Source organism: Streptomyces aidingensis (assembly GCF_900112355.1).
Lineage (GTDB): Bacteria > Actinomycetota > Actinomycetes > Streptomycetales > Streptomycetaceae > Streptomyces > Streptomyces aidingensis.
The window spans coordinates 170,244-194,604 of the sequence record NZ_FOLM01000004.1 but is presented as its reverse complement, the minus strand read 5'-3'; the positions used below and the strand labels follow the sequence as shown (position 1 = coordinate 194,604).

Here is a 24,361-nt window from a genome sequence, read left to right as displayed (position 1 = left end):
GGCCACCCCTGGTACCCCGACACCCCCGACACCTCTGGGGCCCGCGACGGCCCGCGACGCGGCCGGCACGTGTCCTGAGCATCCACACAGGAGGCAACACGATGACCCCCCACCAGGCTGACGGCCCGCCGGGTGCTCCGGCCCCGCGCACGGTGGAGGACCTGGCCCGCCGGCGACTCGCGGCGGCGGCCCGGCCGGTCCTCCCCAGGGCGGACCGCGACCGGCCCTTCCCCCTCTCGGCGGGTCAGCGGCAGATGTGGTTCCTGCACCGGATGGACCCCGGAAGCCCGGTCTATCTGATGTCGTGGCTGCTGCGCATCACCGGTCCGCTCGACCGGGACGCGCTGCGGCTCGCGTGGACGGATCTGGCCACCCGGCACGAGGTGCTGCGCACCCGCTACGCCGAGGCCGGGCCGGACGGGCAGCACCAGGGACAGGACTCCGCCGTCCAGATCATCGACCCGGCCGCCGCGCCGGCCTGGCACGAGATCGATCTGACGCATCTGCCGCCGGAGCAACGCGAGGAGCGGGCGCGGCAGGTGGCGGAGTGGACGCGCCGCCGGCCCTTCGACCTGGCGGCCGAGCAGCCGCTGCGGGTGACCCTGATCACGATGGGCGAGCGGCGGCATCTGATGGCGGTGACCATCCACCACATCGCCTGCGACGGGCCCGGCCAGATCGGCCGCGAGCTGGGCGAACTGTATGCGGCCCGGGTCGGCGGGCGTCCGCCCGGGCTGCCCGGGGTCGCGGTGCAGTACGCGGACTTCGCGGCCCGGGAGCTGTCCGGCCTGGCCGAGGGCCGGCTGGAGCCGCATCTGGCCTACTGGCGTGGAGCGCTGGCGGGGGTGACGGAACTGCCGCTCCCGCTGGACCGGCCGCGCCCGAGCAGGCCGGACCGCCGCGGCGGCCGGGTGGCGGTGGAGGTGTCGGAACCGGCGTCGCAGGCCGTGCGGGCGATCGCCGGGGAACACCGCACCTCCCCGTTCGCGGTGCTGCTGGCCGCCTTCCACGCGGCGCTGGGACGCATCGCCGGCAGCGGTGACATCACGGTCGGGGTGCCCGTCACCCTGCGGGCCTCGCCGGAGCTGGCCGACACGGTCGGATACCTGGTGAACACCGTGGTGGTGCGGGCCCGTCCGGGCCCGGAGAAGTCCTTCGGCGAGCTGCTGGACGAGGTGCGCGGCGCGCTGCTGGAAGCGCTGGACCACCGGTCCGCCCCGTTCGCCTGGGTGGTGGACGACCTCAAACCGGTGCGCGCCCCGGGGGTCAACCCGCTGTTCCAGGCGGCGTTCGACATGGAACCGCCCGCCGACGACGACCTGTTCCGGCTGCCGGGCCTTGAGGTGGAGCAGCTCGGACTCGCGGAGGCGCCGACCCCCAAGTTCGATGTGAACCTGCATGCGGTGGTGCTGCCGGACGGCCGGTTCGCGGCGAGTCTGGAGTATGCGGCGTCGGTGATCGACGAGGCGACGGCGGCGGCCTGGGCGGAATGCTGGCGCACGGTGCTGGAGGACGGGGTGCGCCACCCCGGGCGCCCGCCCTCGGCACAGGTTCCGGCACAGGTTCCGGCACCGGTCCCGGCGCAGATGCCGGCCCCGGCGGAGCCGGTGCCGCAGCCCGCGGCGGAACCCGCGGCGCGGGTGGCCGAGCTGGTGACCCGGGCCTGGTCCGAGGTGCTCGGTGTGGAGAACCCGGACCCGGACGACAACTTCTTCGACCTGGGCGGGGACTCGCTGCGCGCGGTCGCCCTCGCGGGCCGGCTGCGCGCCGGCGGTCTGGACGTGGCCGCGGGCGACCTGTTCGCCCACCAGTCGGTGGCCGAGCTGGTCCCGGCCGTCGCCGGGCGCGCGGCGGTGGAGCAGCTGCCCGACCCGGTCGAGCCGTTCGCCCTGATCGGCCCCGAGGACCGGGCGGCCCTGCCGGCGGACGTGGTGGACGCCTATCCCCTGGCCGCGGTGCAGCTCGGCATGCTGATGGAACTCCGCACCAATCCGATGCTCAGCACCTACCAGGACAGCACCTCCTACTTCATCCGCGATGACGCGCCCCTGGATGTGGCGGCGCTGCGGCGGGCCGTGCAGACCGTGGTGGACCGCCACGAGGTGCTGCGCACCTCCTTCGACCTGGGGGGCTACTCGGTTCCGTTGCAGCTGGTGCACCGCGCCGCCCCGATCACCGTGGGGGTGACCACGGTGGCGGAGGGCGAGCCGGAGGACTGGCTGCCGGTCCTCAAGGAGTTCGGCGCCGCCGAGCGGCGTGCGCCGATGGACGTCACCCGGGCCCCGCTCATCCGGGTCCACGCGCATGTGCGGCCCGGCAGGCCGCGGTGGTGGCTCACCATCACCGAATGCCATCCCGTCCTGGAGGGATGGAGCTTCCACACCATGCTCATGGAGATCCTGACCCGCTACCGCGCCCTGCGCGACGGCGGCGCCCGGCCGGACCAGCAGGACCAGCAGGACCAGCAGGACCAGCAGGACCAGCAGGAGCCCGTGCCGTTCCGGTACGCGGACTACATCGCGGCGGAGGCGCGGTCCCGGGAGAGCGCGGAAGACCGCGCCTACTGGCAGCGGGCGCTGGAGGGGGCCTCGGAGCCCGCCCTGCCGGTGAGCTGGCAGGACCCGCCGCACCTGGCGCCCCGGCGGCACCAGTACCTGGTCGACCTGCGGGACCTGGACGCCGAGCTGCGCCGGCTGGCCGAGGAGACCCGCACCTCCCACAAGGCGGTGCTGCTGTCCCTCCATCTCACCGTGATGCGGCTGCTGGGCGGCGCGGAGGACTTCTTCACCGGGCTGGTGTGCGACGCCCGGCCGGAGACCGAGGGAGCGGACCGGGTCCTGGGGATGTACCTCAACACCCTGCCCTTCCGGATGCCGGCCGGGGCACGGACCTGGGGCGATCTGGTGCGCGCGGTCCACGACCGGCTGACCGCACTGTGGCCGCACCGCCGCTACCCGATGCCGCTGCTCCAGCAGGAGTTCGGCGGCGGTGACCGCCTGCTGGACGTGTTCTTCAACTACCTGGACTTCCGCCAGGTGGACTACGACCTGGTGGAGCACGACCGGACGTACAACGACAACACCAACGAGTTCGGCCTGCACGTCTTCACCGTGCCGGGGATGCTGCGCATCAACGCGGACAGCCACACCCTGGGAGCGGACGCGGCCCCGGTGCTGCTCGACCTGTACCGGCTGGTGGCCGAGGAGATGGCGCTCGGCCCGGACGGGCCGGTCGATCTCGTGCGGCTGCGGCTGTCCGCGGATCAGCCGGAGGCGGGACGGCCGCTGCGCTGGGCGGGCGGCGTGCTGGCCGGCCCCGGTCCGGTCGCGGACGCGGTGCGGCGGCTGGCCGGGACCCCGCAGGCCGCTTCCGCGGCGGCCGAGCCCGGCTCCGTGAGCCTCGCCGCCGGGGTCAGGGCCCGGGTGCTGGGCCCGGACCGGCTGCCGGTGCCGCGCGGGGTGCCGGGAGAGCTGTGGATCGCCGGGCCGGAACCGCACCGCACCGGGGTGGCCGCCCGCACCGGGCTCGACGGTGCCCTGGAGCTGCTGGGGCCGGCGGACCTGGACCGGGAGACCGCGGCGCGCTGGCCGCACGGGTCCGCGGCGGTACTGCTGCGGGTCCAGGAACTGATCGGCCGTCACCCCTCGGTGCTCGACAGCCGGGTCCTCATCCGCCCGGACGCCACGGGGACGGCGCACCTCACGGCCTATGTGCGGGCGGCCGAGGGAAGGGAGGCGGACCTGGACGCGGTGCGTCGCTCGCTCGCCGGACGGCGGCTCTCCCGGCGCTTCGTCCCGGAGCGGTGGGCGGTGGTCGAGAAGTGGCCGCTCGGCCCGGACGGCATGCTGGCGGTCGAGGAACTCCCCCAGGCGGTGCCCGTGGAGTCCCCCGCCGCCGGCCCGCAGGGAGAAGCGTCCGGGGACCGCCCCTGGGACGACGCCTTCGAGGAGCTGCTGCGCGACGCGCTCGACCTCTCGCCGGAGGAGTGGGCGGCGTCGGACGACGGCGCGCGCTCGCCGCACGGGTTCGCGGACCTGCCGCTCGCCGAGGCCGGACTGGACTCGTTCCGCATGGTCAACATGCTGGTGGAACTGGAGCAGAGCCACGGCATCCACATCCCGGAGGACTTCCCCTTCCTCGACATGTTCCGCACCCCGCGGACCCTGTGGGAGGCGGTGGTCCGGCTGCGCGAGGCGGACGGGCAGGCCGGCTAGGCACCCGGGCAGGCGCCCCGGGGACGGGCGGCGGCGGCCGGGACCGGCCCGGGCCGCGCCGCCCGTCCCGTCAGCCTCGCCGCAGGACCGCAGCGGCCGTCATGACCGTCATGACCGTCATGACTGGGAGTCGATGAAGGCGAACATCTCCTCGTCGGTGGCGCCGTCCAGGGCGACGGCGGCGGAGCCCGGGGCGCCGCCCGCGGCGCCGAGCCGGTCCAGCGCCCGGGACAGCACCCCGGTGGCCCGCTCCCTGACCCCGGGCTCCGCGGCCCGGAACTCCTCCGTCATCCGGTGCAGCAGCTCCTCCAGGGCCTCCACCGGATCGGGCGGCTCGGGGACCAGCAGCCCGGTCAGATGACCCGCCAGGGTGTCGATCGTCGGGTATTCGAAGACCAGCGTCACGGCCAGCTCCAGCGCGGTGTCGGCCTGGAGGCGGTCGCGCAGCTCGATCCCCGACAGCGAGTCCAGACCCATCTCGATCAGCGCGGCCGAGCCGTCCAGGGACTGGGGCGAGCTGTGGCCCAGCACCGCCGCCACATGGCCGCGGACCGCCTCGGTGACCGCCTCCAGCGCCTGAGCGGGCGGCAGCTTCCGCGCCGCGGCGGCCAGTCCACCGGCCGGCCGGCCCGCCCGTCCGGCCCCGGCACCGGCTCCGGCACCGGCGGCGGACGGGCGGCGTCCGCCGCGCACCAGCCCCTGGAGCAGGGCCGGTACCGGCTCGTCCCGGTCGGCGCCGGACAGGTTCCACCGGGAGGCGACCACCACCGGCTCGGCCCCCGGATCGGTCAGCACCACATCCAGCAGCCGCAGCCCCTGCTCCTCGCTGATCGGGGCGATCCCGGCGCGGGCCAGCCGCGCCCGGTCCGCGGCGCCCAGCCGGACCCCCATGCCGGGCCCGGACCACAGGCCCCAGGCGATGGACACGGCCGGCCGCCCCTCGGCCCGCCGCCGGGCGGCCAGCGCGTCCAGGAAGGCGTTCGCCGCGCCGTAGCCGGTCTGCCCGGCGTTGCCCAGCACCCCGGCGATGGAGGAGAACAGCACAAAGGCCCGCAGCGGGGCGTCGGCGGTCAGCTCGTGCAGCGCCCAGGCCGCGTCGGTCTTGGGCCGCAGCACCCGGGCCAGCCGCTCGGGGGTCTGCCCGGTCAGCGTTCCGTCGTCCAGTACGCCGGCCGCGTGCAGCACCCCGGTCAGCGGCTGCTCGGCGGGCACCGAGGCCAGCAGCGCGGCCAGCGCCTCGCGGTCCGCGGCGTCGCACGCCTCGATCCGCACGGTGGCGCCGAGCCCGGTGAGTTCGGCGGCCAGCTCGGCGGCGCCCGGGGCGTCCGGGCCGCGGCGCGAGGTGAGCAGCAGATGCCGTACCCCGTGCCGGGCCACCAGATGGCGGGCGACCAGCGCGCCCAGGCCGCCGGTGCCGCCGGTCACCAGCACGGTGCCGTCCCCGAACCCGGCGCCTTCGCTCCCGGACGCGCTCCCGGACGCGGTCCCGGACGCGGACGGGGTCCGGGGGGCGACTCGCGGCACCAGCAGCGCCCCGTCGCGCAGCAGCAGCTGGGGCTCGCCGGCGTCCGCGGCGGCGGCCACCAGCTCCCGCGCGGTCTGCTGCTCCGCCCCGGTCAGGCCGCCGGCCAGCACGAACCGGCCGGGGTACTCGTGCTGGGCGGACCGCACCATCCCCCAGACCGCGGCCGTGACCGGGTGGGCCGGATCGGCGGAGACCACCAGCCGGGCACCGGGGTGCCGCATCCCGTCGGACCACTCCTGGAGCGCCGACAGCACCTCGGCGGTGATCCGGCGGACCGCCGCGGGCATCTCCTCGTCCGGGGACGACGCGGCCGAGGCGTCGCAGTCCAGCAGCACGAAGTCGGCGGCGTCCCGGCCGCCGTCGCCCGGCGTGCGCCAACTGCGCGCCGGCCCGCCGGGGGAGACGGCCGACGGCGTCCAGTCCAGCCCGTAGTAGCCCTCCTCGGCGGCGGAGCCGGCCGCCGCGGCGGACAGCGCGGCCGGGGAGACCGCCCGGACCCGCAGTTCCTCGGCCTCCAGCGCCGGCGCACCGTGCTCGTCGGCGGCGGTCAGCGACAGCCGGTCGGCGTCCGTGGCGACGATCCGCACCCGCAGCCGCCGCGCGCCGGTCACCCCCGGGCGCAGCCCGCGGAAGCTGAACGGCAGCCGCAGCTCCGCCGGCCCGCCGTCGTCGCCGCCGTCGCCGCCGCCGTCGTCCGGCAGAGCGGCCAGCAGATAGGGGTGGAAGGCCGCGTCCAGCAGCACCGGGTGCAGGCCGAAGCCGTCGTGCCGGGCGCTGTCCGCCACCTCCACCTCGGCGAACAGTTCTTCGCCGCGCCGCCAGGCGGCCCGCACGCCGCGGAACGCCGGGCCGTACTCGTAGCCCGCGGCGGCCAGCCGCTCGTAGCCGCCGGCCAGATCGAACGGCTCGGCGTCGGCGGGCGGCCAGGCGGTGGCCCACGCGCAAGTGTCGTCGTCCCGTTCGGCGGGCGCGGTGTCGGGGGCCAGCCGGCCCGAGGCGTGCCGGGTCCAGGGGGCCGCCGGGTCGGTCCGGGCCAGCACCTGCACCGCGCCGTCCGCGTCGACCGCGACCTGGAGGTCCAGCGTGCCGCGCTCGGGCAGCGCCATGGGCGTCTCGAAGGTCAGCTCCGCCACCCGGTCCAGTCCGCTGCGGGACGCGGCCTCGGCGACGGCGTCCAGCAGCGCGGTGGCCGGCACGAGGGGGGTTCCGGCAATGGCGTGATCGGTCAGCCATGGCAGGTCGGCGGCGCCGAACCGGCCGGTGGCCACCAGGCCGCCCCCGGCGGGCTCCACGGCGGCGCCCAGCATCGGGTGCGGCAGGGCGGCCAGGCCCAGCGCGCCGGCGTCCGAGCGCCGCGGCGGCCGGATCAGCCAGTACCGTTCCCGGTCGAAGGCGTAGGTGGGCAGCTCCACGATCCGGCCGCCGGGCGCGGCCGACGCCCAGTCCACGGTCATCCCGGCGGTCCATGCCTCGCCGAGACCGGTCAGCAGCGCCTCCGGCTCGGCCGTCGAGCCACGGGAGACCGCGGTGACCGCCGCCCGGCCGGTCAGGCAAGCCCGGACCATGCCGGAGAGCACCGGGCGCGGCCCGATCTCCAGATGCACGGCGGTGCCCGCGGCCTCCAGCCGGGCGGCCAGGCCGGCGAAGCCCACCCGGCCGCCGATCTGGTCCACCCAGTAGCGGGGATCGTTCCACTCCCGGTCCGGGCCGAGGTTGCTCTCGTAGGGCAGCCGGGGGGTGTGGAAGGTCAGCTCGGCCAGTTCGGCGGCGAACTCCCCGGTCATCGGCGCCATCAGCGGCGAGTGGAAGGCATGGCTGACGGTGAGCCGGGTGGTGCGCCGGCCGCGGGCGGCCCACTGCTCGGCGATTTCCAGGCAGACCGTCTCGTCACCGGAGATCACCACGTCACCGGGGCTGTTGACGGCGGCGATCTGCACCAGGTGCTCCCGGCCGGCCAGCGTGGGGGCGACCTCCTCGGGTCCGGCGGCGATGGCCACCATGGCGCCGCCGGCCGGCAGCGCGTCCATCAGCCGGCCGCGCACGGCCACCAGCCGGGCGGCGTCCGGCAGGTCCCAGACCCCGGCGGCATGGGCGGCGGCGATCTCGCCGACGGAGTGCCCGGCGACCCGGTCGGGGCGGACACCCAGCGACTGAAGCAGCCGGAAGACGGCCACCTGGTAGGCGAAGAGGGCGGGCTGGGTGTAGCGGGTGCGGTCCAGCAGCGCGGCCTCCGGGCTGTCCGGACCGGCCCACATCACCTCCCGCAGGGGGCGCTCCAGATGCGGGTCCAGCGCCTCGCACACCTCGTCCAGCGCCGCCGCGAACACCGGGAACGCCCGGTACAGCTCCCGGCCCATGCCGAGCCGCTGGCCGCCCTGGCCGGTGAAGAGGAAGGCCGACGGTGCCGCCTGGGCCGCCGGACCGCCGGCCGGGCCGTGCGGCGCCCCGGCGGCATCCGGGTCGCGGGCCAGCTCCGCCAGCCGGTCCAGCAGCTCTTCACGGTCCCGGCCGACCACCACCGCCCGATGGCCATGGATGGCGCGGGTGGTGGCCAGCGAGCGGGCGATGTCCGCCGGGCGCACCGCGGGGTCGGCGGCCACCCGGCGGTGCAGCCGGCCGGCCTGGGAGGCCAGGGCCGTGGCCGAGGCGGCCGACACCGGCCAGGCGACCGGCGCGCCGGTGTCCGCACCGGTGTCCGCGCCCGTGTCCGCGCCCGTGTCCGCGCCTGCGCCGGACCCGGTGCCGGTCCGGTCCGGGGCGGCGGGCGGTTCCTCCAGCACCACATGGGCGTTGGTGCCGCTGATCCCGAAGGACGAGACCGCGGCCCGCCGCGGCGGGCCGTCCGCCCGGGCCGGCCACGGCTGTTCCTCGGTCAGCAGCCGCACCGCGCCGGTCCCCCAGCGGATGTGCGGCGACGGCTCGGTGACATGGATGGTGCGGGGCAGCACGCCGTGGCGCATGGCCATCAGCATCTTGATCACGCCGCCGACGCCCGCCGCGGCCTGGGCGTGCCCGATGTTCGACTTCAGGCTCCCCAGCGCCACCGGCCGGTCCTCGGGCCGGCCGCGCCCGTAGGTGGCGAGCACCGCGTGCGCCTCGATCGGGTCGCCGAGCGGAGTGGCGGTGCCGTGCGCCTCGACCGCGTCCACCTCGGCCGGGGTCAGCCGGGCGTCGGCCAGCGCGCGGGTGATCACCCGCTGCTGCGCGGAACCGCTCGGCGCGGTCTGGCCGTTGCTGGCGCCGTCCTGGTTGACCGCCGAACCCCGGATCACCCCGTGCACCGGGTGCCCGTTGCGCAGCGCGTCACCGAGCCGTTCCAGCAGCAGGACCCCGGAGCCCTCGCTCCAGGCGGTGCCGTCGGCGTCGGCGGAGAACGCCCGGCAGCGGCCGTGCGGGGAGAGCGCCCGCTGCCGGGAGAATTCCACGAAGACGTCCGGCGTGGCCATCACCGTCACCCCGCCGGCGACCGCCAGCCGGCACTCGCCGGCCCGCAGCGCCCGCACCGCCTGGTGCACGGCGACCAGCGAGGAGGAACAGGCGGTGTCCACCGTCACCGAAGGCCCCTCCAGGCCGAAGGTGTAGGAGACCCGGCCGGACAGCATGCTCGGCGTGCTGGAGACCAGCAGGGAGCCCTCGGCCTCGGGCGGGACCTCCCCGGAGAACTGCGCGGAGTAGTACTCGTACATGATCCCGGCCCAGACGCCGGTGTCGGAGCCGCGCAGCGTCCCCGGGTCGATACCGGCCCGCTCGAACGCCTCCCACACGGTCTGCAGGAACACCCGGTGCTGCGGGTCGATGCACGCGGCCTGGCGCGGGCTGATCCGGAAGAACGGGGCGTCGAAATCGCCCGCGTCGTGCAGAAAACCGCCGCGGGTGGTGTAGGTGGTGCCCGGGGAGTCGGGGTCCGGGTGGTAGAGCCGCTCCGCGTCCCAGCCCCGGTTCCGGGGGAACTCACTGGTGGCGTCGGTGCCGGAGGCGACCAGCCGCCACAGGTCGTCGGGGCTCTCCACCCCGCCGGGGTAGCGGCAACCGATCCCGACCACGGCGACGGGCTCGTGGTCGCGGTCCGCGGCGGCGGTCAGCCGGCGCCGGGCGTCGGCCAGATCCGCGGTGACGCGTCGGAGATATCTGCGAAGCTCTTCCTCGGTTGCCATGTCTTTCCTCCGAAAGGTGCGTGAGTCGTGGGCCGCGGCGGCTAGAGCCGGTCGTCGATGAATGCGAACAGGTCCTCGTCGCTGACCTGTCCGAGGTCTCCCGGCAGCTCCGGGGCGGCGCGACCGCTGCGGAGCCGGTCCAGGGCCTGCTGCAGCGCGGACTCGGCGGCTTCGCGGGCGCCGGGGTCCTGCGCCGCGTTGCCGGCGTTGCCGGCGGCTTCGACGAGTGCCTGCACGGCGTCGAGCGCCTCGCGCAGCGTGCCGGGGCGGCTGTCCCCGGCCGCGGAGCGGGAGGCAAGACCGGACAGATGGGCGGCCACATCCGCGACGGTCGGATGGTCGAAGAGCAGCGTCGTGGGCAGCGGCAGCCCGGTGCGGGCCTCCAGGCGGTTCTGGAGTTCCACCGCGGTCAGGGAGTCGAAGCCGAGGGAGGTGAACGGCTGGTCCGCCTCGATGCTCTGCGGCCGGCTGTGGCCGAGGACGGCCGCGACCTGCTCGCGGACGAAATCCACGGTGGGGACGACGGCGGCCGGGGCCGGAGCGGACCCGGACGCGGCCGGCTGCGGGGGCGGGGGCGGGGCCTGGGCGGCCGGCGGGAACAGACCGCGCAGCACCGCCGGCGCGCCGGCCGGCAGCGGGCCGGCGGTCCAGCGGGCGGCGACCAGCCGGCCGTCGGCCGGTGCGGAGCCGAGGGCCGCGTCGAACAGCGCCAGTGCGGCGGACCGGTCCAGCGGCACCGTTCCGGTCCTGGCCAGCCGGTCGATGTCCGTCCCGGTGAGCTGGGACGCCATGCCCGCCTCGGCCGGCCACAGCCCCCAGGCGAGGGAGAGCGCGGGCAGCCCGGCGGCCCGGCGGTGGGCGGCGAGCGCGTCCAGGAAACCGTTGGCCGCGGCGTAGTTGGCCTGTCCCGCGGTGCCCAGCACGCCCGCCACCGAGGAGTACAGGACAAAGGCGCGCAGCGGTGTGCCGGCGGTCAGTTCGTGCAGCGCCCAGGCGGCGTCGGCCTTGGGCCGCAGCACGGTGTCCAGCCGCCCGGCGTCCACGGCGGTCACCCGGCCGTCGTCCAGCACCCCGGCGGTGTGCACCACCGCGGTCAGCGGCCGGTCGGCGGGCACCGAGGCCAGCAGCGCGGCCAGCGCCTCGCGGTCGGCGACGTCGCAGGCGGCGATCCGCACCCGGGCACCGGTCTCCTCCAGCCGGGCCCGCAGCCCGGCCGCCCCGGGCGCGGCGGGGCCGCGCCGGGAGACCAGCAGCAGATCCCGGGCCCCGTGCCGCCGGGCCAGGTGCTGGGCGAGCAGGCCGCCGAGCCCGCCGGTCCCTCCGGTCACCAGCACCGTCCCCTCCGCGAACGCCCCTTCCGCGGACACCCCTTCCGCGGACGCCCCTTCCGCCGCTTCGCCGCCGGCGGCGGGCGCGGGCCAGGGGGTCAGCCGGGGGATCAGCGGGCCGTCCGGGCCGGAGGCGAGCTGCGGTTCGTCGTCCGCGGCCGGCCAGGGGGCGCCCTCGGGCACCCGGGCCAGGCCGAAGGCCCCGGGCAGCTCGGTCTGCGCGGAGCGCACCAGCGCCCACAGCGGACCGCCGGTCAGGGTGTCCGGGTCGGCGGTGAACAGCAGCCGGGTGCGGGCCAGTCCGGGCTCGGTGGCCCGCCGCCGCACCAGCTCCAGGGCCCGCCCCAGCACCCGCCGCACCGCCGTGGGCGTCTCCTCGCCCGGCCCGGCGAGGTCCAGGCCCGGGGCCACCACCACCGGGGCCGGGCCACCGGCGACGGCCGCGTCCAGATCGGGCAGCAGCTTCGCCCCGGGCAGCAGCCCGGCGATCCGTGCCGCCTCCGCCCCGGTGTCCAGCACCGCGACCGGGCCCGCGGCGGCAGGGCCGGCGACGGGGTCGGCGGCGGGGCCGCCCGTGCTGCCGCCCGCCGGGGTCCAGACCAGCCGGTAGAGGCCGCCGGCCGCCCGGCCGAAGCCGTCGCCGGCGTGCCGCAGGGTCACGGTCAGACCGCCCGCCGGGCGGCCGGTCTCGTCCCACAGGCTGATCCGGTGGGTGTCCTCGCTGCCCGCCACGGGCGTCAGCCGTACCCGCAGCAGCCGGGCGCCCGGCGCGGCGACGGCCGCGTCGGTGAAGGCGAACGGCACCGGCCGGGGCCCGGGCCCGCCCTCCGGGACGGACCGCAGCAGCAGCACATGGAGCGCGGCGTCGAGCAGTGCGGGGTGCGCGGCGTGGCCGGCCCGGGACGCGGCGGGCAGCCGTACTTCGGCGTACCGGTCCTCGCCGTGCCGCCAGGCGGCGGTCAGGCCGCGGAACGCCGGGCCGTAGCCGTAGCCCGCCCGGGCCAGCCGCTCGTAGGCGCCCGACAGGTCCAGCGGCTCGGCGTCCGCCGGCGGCCGGCCGTCGGACGGCTCCGGGTCCCCGTCGTCCGCCGGCCGGCTGCCCCCGGCCGCGGTGCGGCCGGTGGCGTGCAGGGTCCAGGAACCGTCTCCGCCGGGCGCCTCGGCGTGCACGGTCAGGGTGCGGCGGCCGTGTTCGTCGGCTTCGTCCCGGCCGCCGACCGCGGCCTGTATCCGCACCGAGCCCCGGGCGGGCAGCGGCAGCGGGGCGGTCAGGGTCAGCGTCGCCACCCCGGGCGCCCCGGCGGCCGAAGCCGCGGCGAGGGCCAGGTCAAGCAGCGCGGTGCCCGGCACCACCTCGGTACCGCCGATGGCGTGGTCCGGCAGCCAGGGTGCGGACTGCCGGGAGATCCGGCCGTCCAGCAGCAGGCCGCCGCCGGAGGCGACCGCGGTGGTGCGGACGCGGGCCGCCGGCCCGGCGCCGCCGGCGCTGTTGCCCGCGGTGCCGGCGGCGGGGTCGGCGGCGGGTTCGGCGGCGGTGTCGGCGGGGTCGGTGAGCCAGAAGCGCTGCCGGTCGAAGGCATAGGTGGGCAGTTCGGCCCGGGGGCCCGGGGGCAGTACCGCCGTCCAGTCCACCGCGGCCCCGGCGGTGAAGGACTCGGCGAGTCCGCGCAGCAGGGCCTCGGCCTCGCCCCGGCCGCGCCGGGCGAGGGCGGCGACCGTGGCCGTCGCGGCGGCGGGCCGCCCCGGTTCCGCTCCGGCCAGGCATTCCCGGACCGCGCCGGCCAACTGCGCCTGCGGACCGGCCTCCAGGAAGAGGCCGGTCCCGGCCCCGGCCAGCCGGCCGACCGCCGGGCCGAAGAGCACGGACGTGCGGATCTGCGCCACCCAGTAGCCGGGGTCGGTCCAGGGCAGACCGGTGTCGGCGGTGGGTTCGTGGTGCAGCGCGGGCTCGGCCGGGGCAATGGTCCCGATCTCCCGGCGGAAGTCGGCCAGCACCGGTTCCATCAGCGGTGAGTGGAAGGCGTGGCTGACGGTCAGCGGCCGGACCCGCCGGCCGCGTCCGGCCCACAGCTCGGCGACCGCCGCGCAGGCCGCCGCCTCTCCCGAGACCACCACGCTGCGCGGGCCGTTGACGGCGGCGATCTGCACCAGGTGCTCCCGGCCGGCCAGCGTGGGGGCGACCTCCTCGGGTCCGGCGGCGATGGCCACCATGGCGCCGCCGGGCGGCAGCGCGTCCATCAGCCGGCCGCGCACGGCCACCAGCCGGGCGGCGTCCGGCAGGTCCCAGACCCCGGCCGCGAGGGCCGCGGCGTATTCGCCGACGGAGTGCCCGGCGACGGCGTCCGCGGTCACCCCGAAGGACCGCAGCAGCCTCCACAGCGCGGTCTGGTGGGCGAACAGGGCGGGCTGGGCGTAGCGGGTGCGGTCCAGCAGCGCGGCCTCCGGGCTGTCCGGACCGGCCCACATCACCTCCCGCAAGGGACGCTCCAGATGCGGGTCCAGCGCCTCGCACACCTCGTCCAGCGCCGCCGCGAACACCGGGAACGCCCGGTACAGCTCCCGGCCCATCCCCGGGAGCTGCGCGCCCTGGCCGCTGAACAGCACCGCGGTCCGGGCGCGGCGCCGTGCGATGCCGGTGACCAGGCCGGGGGCGGTCTCGCGGCCGGGGCCGGCGGCCAGCGCGCCGAGACCGGCGCGCAGTTCCTCGCCGGTGGTGCCGAGCACCACGGCGCGGTGCTCGAACGCGCTCCGGCCCGCCAGGGTGCGGGCGGCGTCTGCGGGATCGGCGGCGGGATCGGCGGTGGCGGCGGCCAGCCGGGTGGCCTGCCGGCGCAGCGCGGCGGCGGAGCGGGCGGTGACCGGCCAGACCAGGGGCACCGCGGCGGTGTCCGCCGCAGCGGCGGGCAGGGCGGGCCGGTGGCCGGACTGGTGGCCGGGGGGTGGTTCCTCCAGGATCAGATGGGCGTTGGTGCCGCTGATCCCGAAGGACGAGACCGCGGCCCGCCGCGGCGGGCCGCCCTCCCGGGCCGGCCACGGCCGCTCCTCGGCCAGCAGCCGCACCCGGCCCGCCCCCCAGTCGGCGCGCGGGGTGGGCCGGTCGGCGTGCAGGCTCGCGGGCAGCGTCTCCCGGCGCAGCGCCTCCACCATCTTGATCACTCCGGCCACGCCCGCCGCGGCCTGGGTGTGGCCGATGTTGGCCTTGACCGAGCCCACCCACACCGGCCCGGCGTGCGCGGCGGCCGGGGCGCCGTAGATGGCGGTCAGCGCGTTGGCCTCCACCGGGTCACCCAGCCGGGTACCGGTGCCGTGCGCCTCGACGGCCCGCACCCCGTCCGCGGTCAGCCCGGCGTCGGCCAGTGCCTGCCGGATGACCTGGCGCTGCGCCTGGCCGTCGGGCGCGGTCAGGCCGTTGCTGGCGCCGTCCTGGTTGACGGCCGTGCCGCGGATCAGCGCCAGCACCGGGTGGCCGTTGCGGCGGGCGGCGGAGAGCCGCTCCAGCAGCAGTACGCCCGCGCCCTCGGCGAAGGAGGTGCCGTCGGCGCCGGCCGCGAACGGCTTGGCATGGCCGTCGGGGGCCAGGCCGCGCTGCCGGCTGAACTCCACCAGCAGCCCCGGGGTGGACATCACCGTGACGCCGCCGGCCAGGGCCAGCTCGCACTCCCCGCGGCGCAGCGCGCGCACCGCCAGGTGCACGGCGACCAGCGAGGAGGAACAGGCGGTGTCCACCGTCAGCGCCGGGCCGCGCAGGCCCAGGGTGTAGGCGATCCGGCCGGAGATCACACTGGCGGCGGTGCCGGTGAGCAGATGCCCGTCGGAGCCGCCGCCGCGATGCAGCCGCGGCCCGTAGTCGGAGGCCATCGCCCCGGCGTAGACGCCGACCCGGCGGCCGGCCAGGCGGCCCGGCTCGATGCCGGCCCGTTCCAGGGCCTCCCAGGAGATCTCCAGCAGCAGCCGCTGCTGGGGGTCCATGGCCAGTGCCTCGCGCGGGCTGAGGCCGAAGAACGCGGCGTCGAAGTCGGGCGCGTCGTGCAGGAAACCGCCGACCCGGGCCGCGCAGGTACCGGGCCGGTCCTGGTCGCCGAGGAGTTCGTCGAGGTCCCAGCCGCGGTCGCCGGGCAGCGGGGTCATGGCGTGGGCACGGTCGGCGACCAGCCGCCACAGCCCGGCGGGGTCGGTGATGCCGCCCGGAAAGCGGCAGCCCATCGCCACGACGGCGATGGGATCGGCGTCGGCCGCCTCGTCCCCGCCCTCCCGGGCCGGGCCGGCGGCGGGGCCGTCCGGGCGGTCCGGGCGGTCCGGGTCCGCGTTCTGGCGCGGGCCGCCCAGCCATGCCGCCAGATGCTCGGCGACCCGGCGCGGGCTGGGGTGGTCGAAGAGCAGGGTGCTGGGCAGCGGCAGCCCGGTGGCGGCCTGCAGCCGGGCGACCAGCTCCACGGTGCCCTGGGAGTCCAGTCCCAGGTCGCGGAAGCTGCGGCCGGTCTCCACGGCCGCGGGATCGGAGTGCCCGAGTACGGCCGCGGTGGCCGCGGCCACCAGGGCGGGCACCTCGGCGGCCCGGGGGCCGGCACCGGGGGGCGCCTCGTCACCGGAGGTGCCGGACCCGGCGGCGGGGGCGGGGCGGGGTTCTTCGCCGCGGGCTTCGGGCCCGGCCGGGGGGCGGGCGGCGCCGTCGGGAGCGGCGCCGGGGGTGCCGGCCGCCAGCCAGTGCCGGGTGCGCTGGAAAGCGTAGCGCGGCAGGTCGGCCGGGCGGGCGCCGGGCCGGTCCGCCTCCGGCGCCCAGTCCACATCGGCGCCGTGCACATGGGCCTCGGCCAGGCCGCGCAGCAGCCGGGCCTGCTGCCACGGGCCGAGGCCGGTCCCCGGGGGCAGGGTGGCCACGGTCACCGCCTCCCGCCCGGCCTGCCGGGCGAGCCGCCCGATCGGCCCGGTCAGCCGCGGGTGCGGATGCGGGCCGCATGCCAGGAACAGCGCGCCGCCGTCGGCCAGCGCGGCGCGCACGGCGTCCTCCAGCCGCGGCGCGCGGTGCGGTGCCCGGTACCAGTGGCCGGCGTCCAGAGCGGCGGTGTCCACCGGGCCGCCGGTGAGCGAGGAGTAGCAGGGGATGTCCGCCGGGCGGGGGCGGATGCCGTCCAGGGCGGCGGACGGACGGTCCGGCGCCGCCGCCAGCCGGGCCGCGTCGGCCAGGTCCAGCGCGCCGGCCACGGTGGCCGCGGCGAGTTCGCCCTCGCCCTGGCCGAGCACCGCGTCCGGCCGCACCCCGCGGGTCCGCCACACCTCGGCCAGGGCGACGGCCATCGCCCACAGCGCGGGCCGGCGCACATCCGCACGGTCCGGGCCGGGCGCACCGGGCGCGCCGCGCACCACCTGGAGCAGGTCGTAGCCGGTGTGCGGGGCCAGCGCGGCGGCGCACTCGCCCAGTCTGGCGGCGAACGGGCCGGGTGCGTCCAGCAGCCCGCGGGCCGCCCCGGACCACTGCCCGCCGTCGCCGGGGAAGACGAGGACCCGGCCGCCCTCCAGCGCCCGCCCCACGGTGACCGAGGCGGAGGGCAGGTCCTCGGCGAGCGCGGTCACCCCGGCGGTCAGCTCTGCCGCGTCCGCGCCGGTGATCACGGCACGGTGCTCGAACCGGGTGCGGGTGCGCAGCAGGGACAGGGCCACGTCCTGCGGTCGCGGCCCCGGCCCGGACCCCGGTTCCGGTTCCTGGTTGTCGCGCAGCTGGGCGAGCAGCCGGGCGGCCTGGCCGCGCAGCGCGGCCGGGCTGCGGGCCGACAGCGTCCACACCATGGGCGAGCCCTGCTCCGCGGCGCCGGCCGCCCGGTCGCCGGGGCCCGGGTCCTCGCCGGCCGCGGTGCCGGCGGGCGGCGGGGCGAGCAGCAGATGGCAGTTGCTGCCGCCCATGCCGAAGGCGCTCACCCCGGCGACCGCGCCGGCCGGCCAGGGCCGTTCCCGGGTGACCACCTCCAGGCCCAGTTCGTCCAGCGGGATGTCCACGGGCGGCCCGGTGAAGTGCAGGCTCGGCGGCAGCGTGCCGTGCCGCAGCGCCAGGACCGTCTTCAGCAGCCCGGTCACCCCGGCGGCGCCCTCCAGATGCCCGACATTGGTCTTGGCCGAGCCGACCAGCAGCGGCGGCAGCCCGGCCGCGGCCCGGCGGGTGCCCAGCGCGGCGCCCAGTCCGGCCGCCTCCACCGGGTCGCCCACCGGGGTACCGGTGCCGTGCAGTTCGACGTAGGCGACCTCGGCCGGCGCCACCCCGGCCGCCCGGCACGCGTCCTCGACCACCCGGCGCTGCGCCCCCGCGTCCGGGACCGTCAGCTGCCCGCCGGTGCCGCTGTTCACCGCGCCGCCCAGCACCACGGCGTGCACCGGGTCGCCGTCCGCCAGTGCGGCGGACAGCGGCTTGAGCACCACCAGGCCGCCGCCCTCGCCGCGGACATAGCCGTTGGCGCCGCCGTCGAAGGTGCGGCAGCGGCCGTCCGGGGAGAGGGCGCCGAGACGGCGCAGCGCCTCGTCGGCCTCCGGGAGGAGGTTGAGGTTGACGCCGCCGGCCAGGGCGAGCGCGGCGGTGCCGCGGCGCAGTTCCTCGCAGGCCAGGTGCACGGCGACGAGCGAGGAGGACTGCCCGCAGTCGATGGTCAGGCTCGGGCCGTGCAGCCCGAGCAGGTGCGAGACCCGGTTGGCGATCATGCCGCGGTGGGTGCCCGTGACCTCGTGGCGGCTGCCGGGGCGGTGCCGGTCGTGCAGCACCGCGTAGTCGCCGGTGATGGCACCGGCCACGACCGAGGTGCGGCTGCCGGCCAGCGTGCCGGGGACGATCCGGGCGTGTTCCAGCGCCTCCCAGGCGAGTTCCAGCATCAGCCGCTGCTGCGGGTCCATCGCCGCGGCCTCGGCGGGGGAGATTCCGAAGAACGCGGCGTCGAAGCGGTCGACGCCGGGCAGGTAGCCGCCGCGGGCCGGCCGGCCCGCGCGGTCGTCCGGGCGGCGGTCCGCCGGGGCCGGGCCGACGGTCTCGCGGCCCTCGCGCAGCAGCCGCCAGAACGCCTCGGGGGTGTCGGCGCCGGGGAGGCGGCAGGCCATGCCGATCACGGCCACGGGCTCTCCGGCCGGGGACCCGGGAGTCTGAGCGGACTCGGACATGACCCACCTTTCTTCCTGTCGCCCGTCTTCGCGGCGGTTGTCGCGTCGCCGTCGCCGCGGGGCGCCTTCTTCACGGGGCCGGCACCGGGCCGTCGGCCGCGGTCGCCTGCGCGGTGACCGGGCCGCGCGGCACGGGCCTGGGGAACTACCGCCGCGCCGCTCGCGCCGCCGGACGCCGGCGGGCCGGGCGGGCCGGGCGGGCCGGGCGGGCCGGGCCGTCAGTCGAGGCCATGGCACCACTCCAGCACCGCCATGGCGCTGTACAGCTTGTTCTCCGCCTGGGCGAAGGCGAGGCTGTCCGGTCCGTCCAGCACCTGCGCGGCGACCTCCTCACCGCGGTGGGCGGGCAGGTCGTGCAGGAACACCGCCTTGGGAGCGCGGGCCATCAGCTCCGGCCCGACATGGAACGGGGCGAACACCGAGCGCCAGTCGGGGTCCGGCTTGGTCGTCCCGGTCGTCTGCCAGCGCGTGGTGTAGACCACATCCAGGCCGGCCGGCAGATCGTCCAGGTCGTGCCGCTCGGTGACGACCGCGCCGGCTGTCTCCGCCTGCGCCCGTGCCCGCGCCAGCACCCCGGGCTGCAGCCCGTAGCCGGGCGGGGTGCGCAGATCCAGCAGCAGGCCGCGGAAGCGGCTCAGGCCGAGCGCGAGCGCCGCGGCGGTGTTGTTGCCCTCGCCGACGTACAGCAGGCGCAGCCCTTCCACCGCGCCGAAGTGCAGCGCCAGCGTGGTGAGGTCGGCCAGGGCCTGCGTGGGGTGTTCCTCCGCGTTCATCGCGTTGATCACCGCCATCCGCCGCTGCCCGGCCGCCCAGCCGCGCATCTCCCCGGGATCGTCGGCGGTCCTGGCGACCAGCAGGTCGAGCATGCCGGCCATCACCCGGCCGGTGTCCTCGCTGGTCTCCCCGGTGTTGGTCTGCAGATCCTGCGGGCCGTAGGTGATCAGGCCGCCGCCCAGCCGGAGCGCTCCGGACGAGAACGCGGTACGGGTCCGCGTCGAGGTGCGGCGGAAGTACACCCCCACCACGGCCCCGGCCAGGGTCGGCTCGGCCGGCCGGCCCGCCGCGGCGCGCCGGGCGTGGCCGGTGGCCCGGTCCAGCATGGCGCGCAGTTCGCCGTCCGGCAGGTCGGACAGCGAGAGAAGATGCCGGGCCCGTCTCACCATCGTGACTCCTCGAAGAAATCGGCGACCGCCTGCGCCGTGCCGTCCGCGCGGCCCGCGGCCAGCACCTCCACGCCCACCGCGATGTCGAGCACCCCCAGGCCGAACGGGGAGAAGATCAGCGGCTTGTCGCGGCCGACCGCGAATTCCCCCAGCGTCAGGCCGGTGAGGGTGCCGTCGATGAACTCGCGGGTCCCGAACTTCTCCACCGCCAGATGCGGCGAGGTGCCGGCGCGCAGGCAGTGCTCGACGTCGTCCAGGATGTTGTGCGCGTCCGCGATCAGCTCCGGTCCGATGTCCCGCAGCGAGATGTTCAGCACCGTCTGGCCGGGTGCGAAGAATCCCGGTTCGGTGATGTAGGGCACGGTGGCGGTGGTGGCCAGCACGACCACGTCCGCGTCCGCGCACGTCCCGCGCAGCGTGTCCCCGGTGCGGGCGGGGAAGCCCAGCTCACGCGCGTACTGCGCCGCCTTCCCGGCGTAGTCGGGCACGGTGTCGTGCACCACCACGTCACCGGCCGTCCAGCCGAGGTCGCGCAGAAACTCCAGCACGGTGCGGGAGATGACGCCGGCGCCGACCACCGCCACCCGGTCCGCCCGGCGCGTCCCGTGCAGCTGCCCGGCGGCCAGCGCCGCGGAGGCGGCCGTGCGGGCCGCGCTGATCTGCGAGGCCTCCAGGCATGCGAAGGGATAGCCGGTGCCGAAGTCGTTGAGGATCAGCACCGCCGAGGCCCGCGGCAGGTTGTGCGCCACATTCGCCGGGAAGCTGCCGATCCACTTCAGCCCGGCCACCGGCGGCGTGCCGCGCAGCAGGGCGGGCAGGGCGATGATGCGCGCCTCCGGCTTGTCCGGGAAGCGCATGAAGTAGCTGTCCGGGTTGACCGTGTCGCCCCGGTGGTGGGCGCGGTAGGCGTCGTCGACCGCGGCGGTGATCCGGGGGCGGGAGCGGCCGATGACCGCACGCACCGCCTTTCCGCCCATGATGTGGAAGGGAAGCATGGGGTCACCTCCGTGCCGTGCTCAGCCCGGGCGCACCGGTGGCCTCGGCGGTCAGGGTGTCCGGCCCGAAGGTCTCGGCCACCCAGGCGTCGTCGTACACCGTCCGCGCGTAGCGGTCGCCGAGGTCCGGCGAGATCGCCACCACGCGGGAGCCCGCGGGCAGGGCCGGGGCGTGGCGGATCACCGCGGCCATCACCGCGCCGGTCGATCCCCCGGCGAACAGCCCGCGGGTGGCGGCCAGCCACCGGCAGGTGCGGATCGCGTCCGCCTCCGGGACCAGGACCATCTCGTCCACCAGCTCGGGGCGGAACAGTTCCGGCCGCCGGCTGGCGCCGATGCCGGGGATGAACCGCGGGCCGGCCGATGTCCCGAAGCTGACCGAGCCGACCGCGTCCACCGCGACGATCCGGGTGGCGGGGGACTCCCGCCGGAAGTGGCTCACACAGCCCATCAGCGTCCCCGACGAACCGGTGCCGACGAACAGGTAGTCCACCGCCGGCACCTCCGCGGTGATCGCGGCTGCCGTGCACCGGTCGTGCACGCCGCGGTTCGCGGGATTGGCGTACTGGTTGAGCCACACCAGGCCGGGATCGGCGGCGACCCGCTCCTCGATGTACGAGATGCGGCTGCCGAGATAGCCGCCGCTGGCGTCCCGCCGGTCCACCTGCACCGTCTCCGCGCCCAGCGCCCGCATCACGGCCAGACTGTGCGGCAGGGTGTTGGGATCGGTGACGCAGGTGAAGGTGTAGCCCTTCGCCGCGGCCACCATCGCCAGCGCGATGCCGAGGCTGCCGGAGGAGGACTCGATCAGGCGGCTTCCGCTGCGCAACAGCCCCCGCTGTTCGGCGTCCTCCACCATGGCGACGGCCGTTTTGAGTTTGACGGAGCCCGCGGGGTTGAGCCCCTCCATCTTGAGAAAGACCTCGACGTTCTCGACGGCGTCTCCCAGATGGAGGAAGACATTGTCCAGAACCATTTCGTAGACATGCTCGAATATCACCGTCGCAACCCCAGGTGAGTGCCAGTGCAGCCCCATCCGTGCATCCGTGGGCTCCAGGTGCCTCGGCGGCCGACGACTGCCGAGCGTAAGCAGCGCGGGACCGCCGCAACAGGCAAAACGGCGGCAGTTTGCGGCGTGGCGCCGGACCCGGGGGACTTGCCCCGGGGCCGCCCCGCGGGCGGCAGAACGCAGGCAGCCGAGTTGCCGCCGCACTGCCTGGCCCGCCCGGCGCTCCCGTGCCCTACTGAGGCGAGGCGAAGCAGCCCGCGAACGCGCGGCGGACGCGCGGACGCGCGGATGACGAGGACTGGGAGCACACATCCCTCATGGCCCGCAGCACTGTGCCCACCGGAAACGACTGCGCCCTGAGCATCGGGCAGGAGGCGCTGTGGTTTCTGCACGCCCTGGCGCCCGGCAGCAGCGCCTACAACATCGCCGGGGCGGTGACGCTGGACTTCGATGTGGATGTCGCGGCGCTGGAAGCGGCGGTCCTGGCCACCGTGTCCGGCAACAGCATGCTCAACTGCCTGTTCCGCTCGACGCGGGCGGGCCCCCGCCGGCTGCCGGGCGCCGCGGCACCGTACTCCTCGGTGTTCGAGGTGATCCGGGCCGACGGCGACGCCGCCGCCCACCCGCCGCACCCGGCGGCACTGGAGGCGTCCCGGCGGCCCTTCCGGCTGGAGGACGAGGCACCGGTGCGCGTCTCGCTGGTCCGCCCGGACACCGGCCGCGACGTGCTGGTGGTGACCGCCCACCACATCGCGCTGGACAACGTCTCCCACTTCCGGCTGTGCGGTGAGCTGCTGGCCGCCTACGCCCGCCGCGACGGGGACACCGGCGCTGGTGGCGCCGGGCGGCCGGACCAGGGCGCCGGCTACCCCGCCTTTGTGCGGCAGGAACAGGACTTCCTGCGCTCCCCGCAGGGCGAGGCGGCGCGACGGCACTGGCGGCAGGTCCTTCAGGCCGTGCCGCACGACCCGCCGCTCACCGGCGATCTGCCGCGGCCGGCCGGCTACCGGTTCACCGGCGACCAGATCGAGCTGCCGGTCCCGGCCGGCCTGCTGGACCGCGCCGCCGCACTCGCCGCCGGGGCCAGGACCACCCCGTTCGCGGTGCTGTTCGCCGTCTTCCAACTGCTGCTGTACAGCCTGTCCGGGGAGCGCCTGCGCCTGATGGGCTACCCGGTGACGGTGCGGCCCGGTGCCGAGCACCGGACGGCGACCGGCTACTACGTCAACACGCTGCCGTTCGCGGCACGGGTGGAGCCGGACGAGTCGTTCTTGGAGCTGCTGCGGCGGACCGGCGTCGAGCTGCTGTCCGGGCTGGTGCACCGCGCCTACCCGTTCGCGCTGATGCCGCATCTGGCCGGCCGGCCCCGGGAGGCGGACCGGGCGGGCCTGATCAGCGTGCTCTTCGTCATGACCGAGGAGGACGTCAGGGAGCTGGACCGGGCGCTGCCGCCCGGGCACCGGGTCCGGATGTACCCGCTGCCGCAGCAGCAGGGGCAGTTCGATCTGACGCTGCAACTGGCCCGGCGAGGACCGGACACCGCCGTGATCCTCAAGTACAACACCTCGCTGTACACCCCCGGCGCGGCCCGGGCCGTCGCCGAGCGCTATCTCCGCCTGCTCACCGCGGCGGCCGGGGGAACCCTGCCGGCCCGGCTCGGCGAACTGGCGCCGGCGCCCGCACGGGCCCCGGAGAACCTGAAGAACTGACGCGACACAGCACCACAGCACCACAGCACCACCGAAGAACCTGGAAGAACCGAAGGAGCTGACGAGCCGTGACCGTGCCCACCACGACGAATCCGGCGACCGGCGAGCCGCGGGCCGGGACCGGCCGGCCCCTCGACCGGCTGGTCTCCGCCGGCTGGCTGCTGCCCACCGGCGTCGCCGGTGTGCTCGGCTTCACCGCGAAGTTCGAATCGGCACTGGCCGCCGTGCAGACCGCGCTCACCAGGGCGCATCCCACGGGCACCCCCGGCCCGTCCTGGCATCCCCCGGTGGTCCCGCGCGGCCAGATCGAGCGTGCCGAGTACCCCGAGGCGTTCCCGCACCTGCTCGGCTCGGTGCACGCCCTGCCCCCGGGCACCGCCGAGGACGCCGGGCTGGGCGAGGGCGACCGGGTGCCCAGCGACACGGTGCTCGCCCCGGCCGCGTGCTACAGCGTCTATCCCGCCCTGGCCGACAGCACGCTGGAGGCCGACCGCACCTTTGATCTCGCCGCCTCCTGCTACCGGCACGAGGCGACCAGCGAGGTCGGACGGTTCCGCTCGTTCCGGATGCGTGAGTTCGTCACCGTGGGCGCCCCGGAGACCGCGCGCGCCTGGCAGGAGGACTGGATCGACCGGTCCCGCGCCCTGTTCTCCGGCCTCGGGGTCCCGGTGCGGGTCGAGACGGCCAGCGACCCGTTCTTCGGGCCCGGTGCCCGTTTCATGCGCTCCAGCCAGATGCAGCAGAACCTGAAGTACGAGTTCGTGGCCCCGGTCTTCCAGGGCGACCCCGGAACGGCGATCGCCTCGGTCAATCTGCACAAGGACCATCTGGGACAGCGCTTCGCGATCGCGTCCCCGGGCGGCGGGTGGGCGCACAGCAGTTGCGCGGCCTTCGGCCTGGAGCGCATCGTTCTCGCCCTGGTGCACCGGCACGGCGACAGCCCGGCCGGCTGGCCGGTGCCGGCCTGAGGTCCGTGCCCGGCGGCAGGGCGCACCGGCGGGAGAGGACAGGCGGCGACAGGCGGCGACAGGCGGCGACAGGCGAGGACAGGAGGGACAGGCGAGGACAGGAGGGACAGGCGAGGACAGGAGGGACAGGCGAGGACAGGAGGGAGGAGCGAGGGAGGAGCG

General features: G+C 76.7%; 7 protein-coding genes and 1 pseudogene. 3 read left to right on the top strand and 5 right to left on the bottom strand.

Features of this window, described 5'->3' with window-relative positions; genetic code table 11:
- Positions 1-101 precede the first annotated feature (101 nt).
- A complete protein-coding gene (locus BM242_RS10310; RefSeq protein WP_093838441.1) occupies positions 102-4,214 on the top strand; it encodes a condensation domain-containing protein in 4,113 nt (1,370 codons plus the stop codon).
- Positions 4,215-4,331: 117 nt separating this feature from the next.
- On the opposite strand, the pseudogene BM242_RS10305 reads toward BM242_RS10310, so the two are convergent.
- The 5 genes and pseudogenes from BM242_RS10305 to sbnA form a co-directional block, all read right to left on the bottom strand.
- Positions 4,332-9,860 (bottom strand): annotated as a pseudogene (locus tag BM242_RS10305) (type I polyketide synthase); the annotation flags it as partial.
- Between the two features lie 74 nt (positions 9,861-9,934).
- Positions 9,935-18,355 (bottom strand): type I polyketide synthase, encoded by an 8,421-nt coding sequence (locus tag BM242_RS10300; protein ID WP_093838439.1) that lies wholly within the window; start codon positions 18,353-18,355, stop codon positions 9,935-9,937.
- 218 nt (positions 18,356-18,573) lie between these two features.
- Positions 18,574-19,518, bottom strand: coding sequence for an ornithine carbamoyltransferase (locus tag BM242_RS10295; protein WP_093838438.1), 945 nt, complete (start codon positions 19,516-19,518; stop codon positions 18,574-18,576).
- Positions 19,512-20,513, bottom strand: coding sequence for a 2,3-diaminopropionate biosynthesis protein SbnB (gene sbnB / locus BM242_RS10290; RefSeq protein ID WP_093838437.1), 1,002 nt, complete (start codon positions 20,511-20,513; stop codon positions 19,512-19,514). Before sbnB ends, BM242_RS10295 begins: the two co-directional genes overlap by 7 nt.
- A gap of 4 nt (positions 20,514-20,517) precedes the next feature.
- Entirely contained in the window at positions 20,518-21,513 is a 996-nt protein-coding gene (gene sbnA, locus BM242_RS10285) for a 2,3-diaminopropionate biosynthesis protein SbnA (protein WP_093838436.1), read from the bottom strand.
- A 326-nt stretch (positions 21,514-21,839) separates the two neighbouring features.
- On the opposite strand from sbnA, the gene BM242_RS10280 reads away from it, so the two are divergent.
- Together BM242_RS10280 and BM242_RS10275 are read left to right on the top strand one after the other, a co-directional pair.
- Positions 21,840-23,231, top strand: a complete 1,392-nt coding sequence (locus BM242_RS10280; protein WP_093838435.1) for a condensation domain-containing protein — start codon at positions 21,840-21,842, stop codon at positions 23,229-23,231.
- 68 nt (positions 23,232-23,299) lie between these two features.
- On the top strand, positions 23,300-24,199 hold the full coding sequence (locus BM242_RS10275) for an aminoacyl--tRNA ligase-related protein (protein WP_245833953.1): 900 nt from the start codon (positions 23,300-23,302) through the stop codon (positions 24,197-24,199).
- The last annotated feature ends 162 nt before the right edge of the window (positions 24,200-24,361 follow it).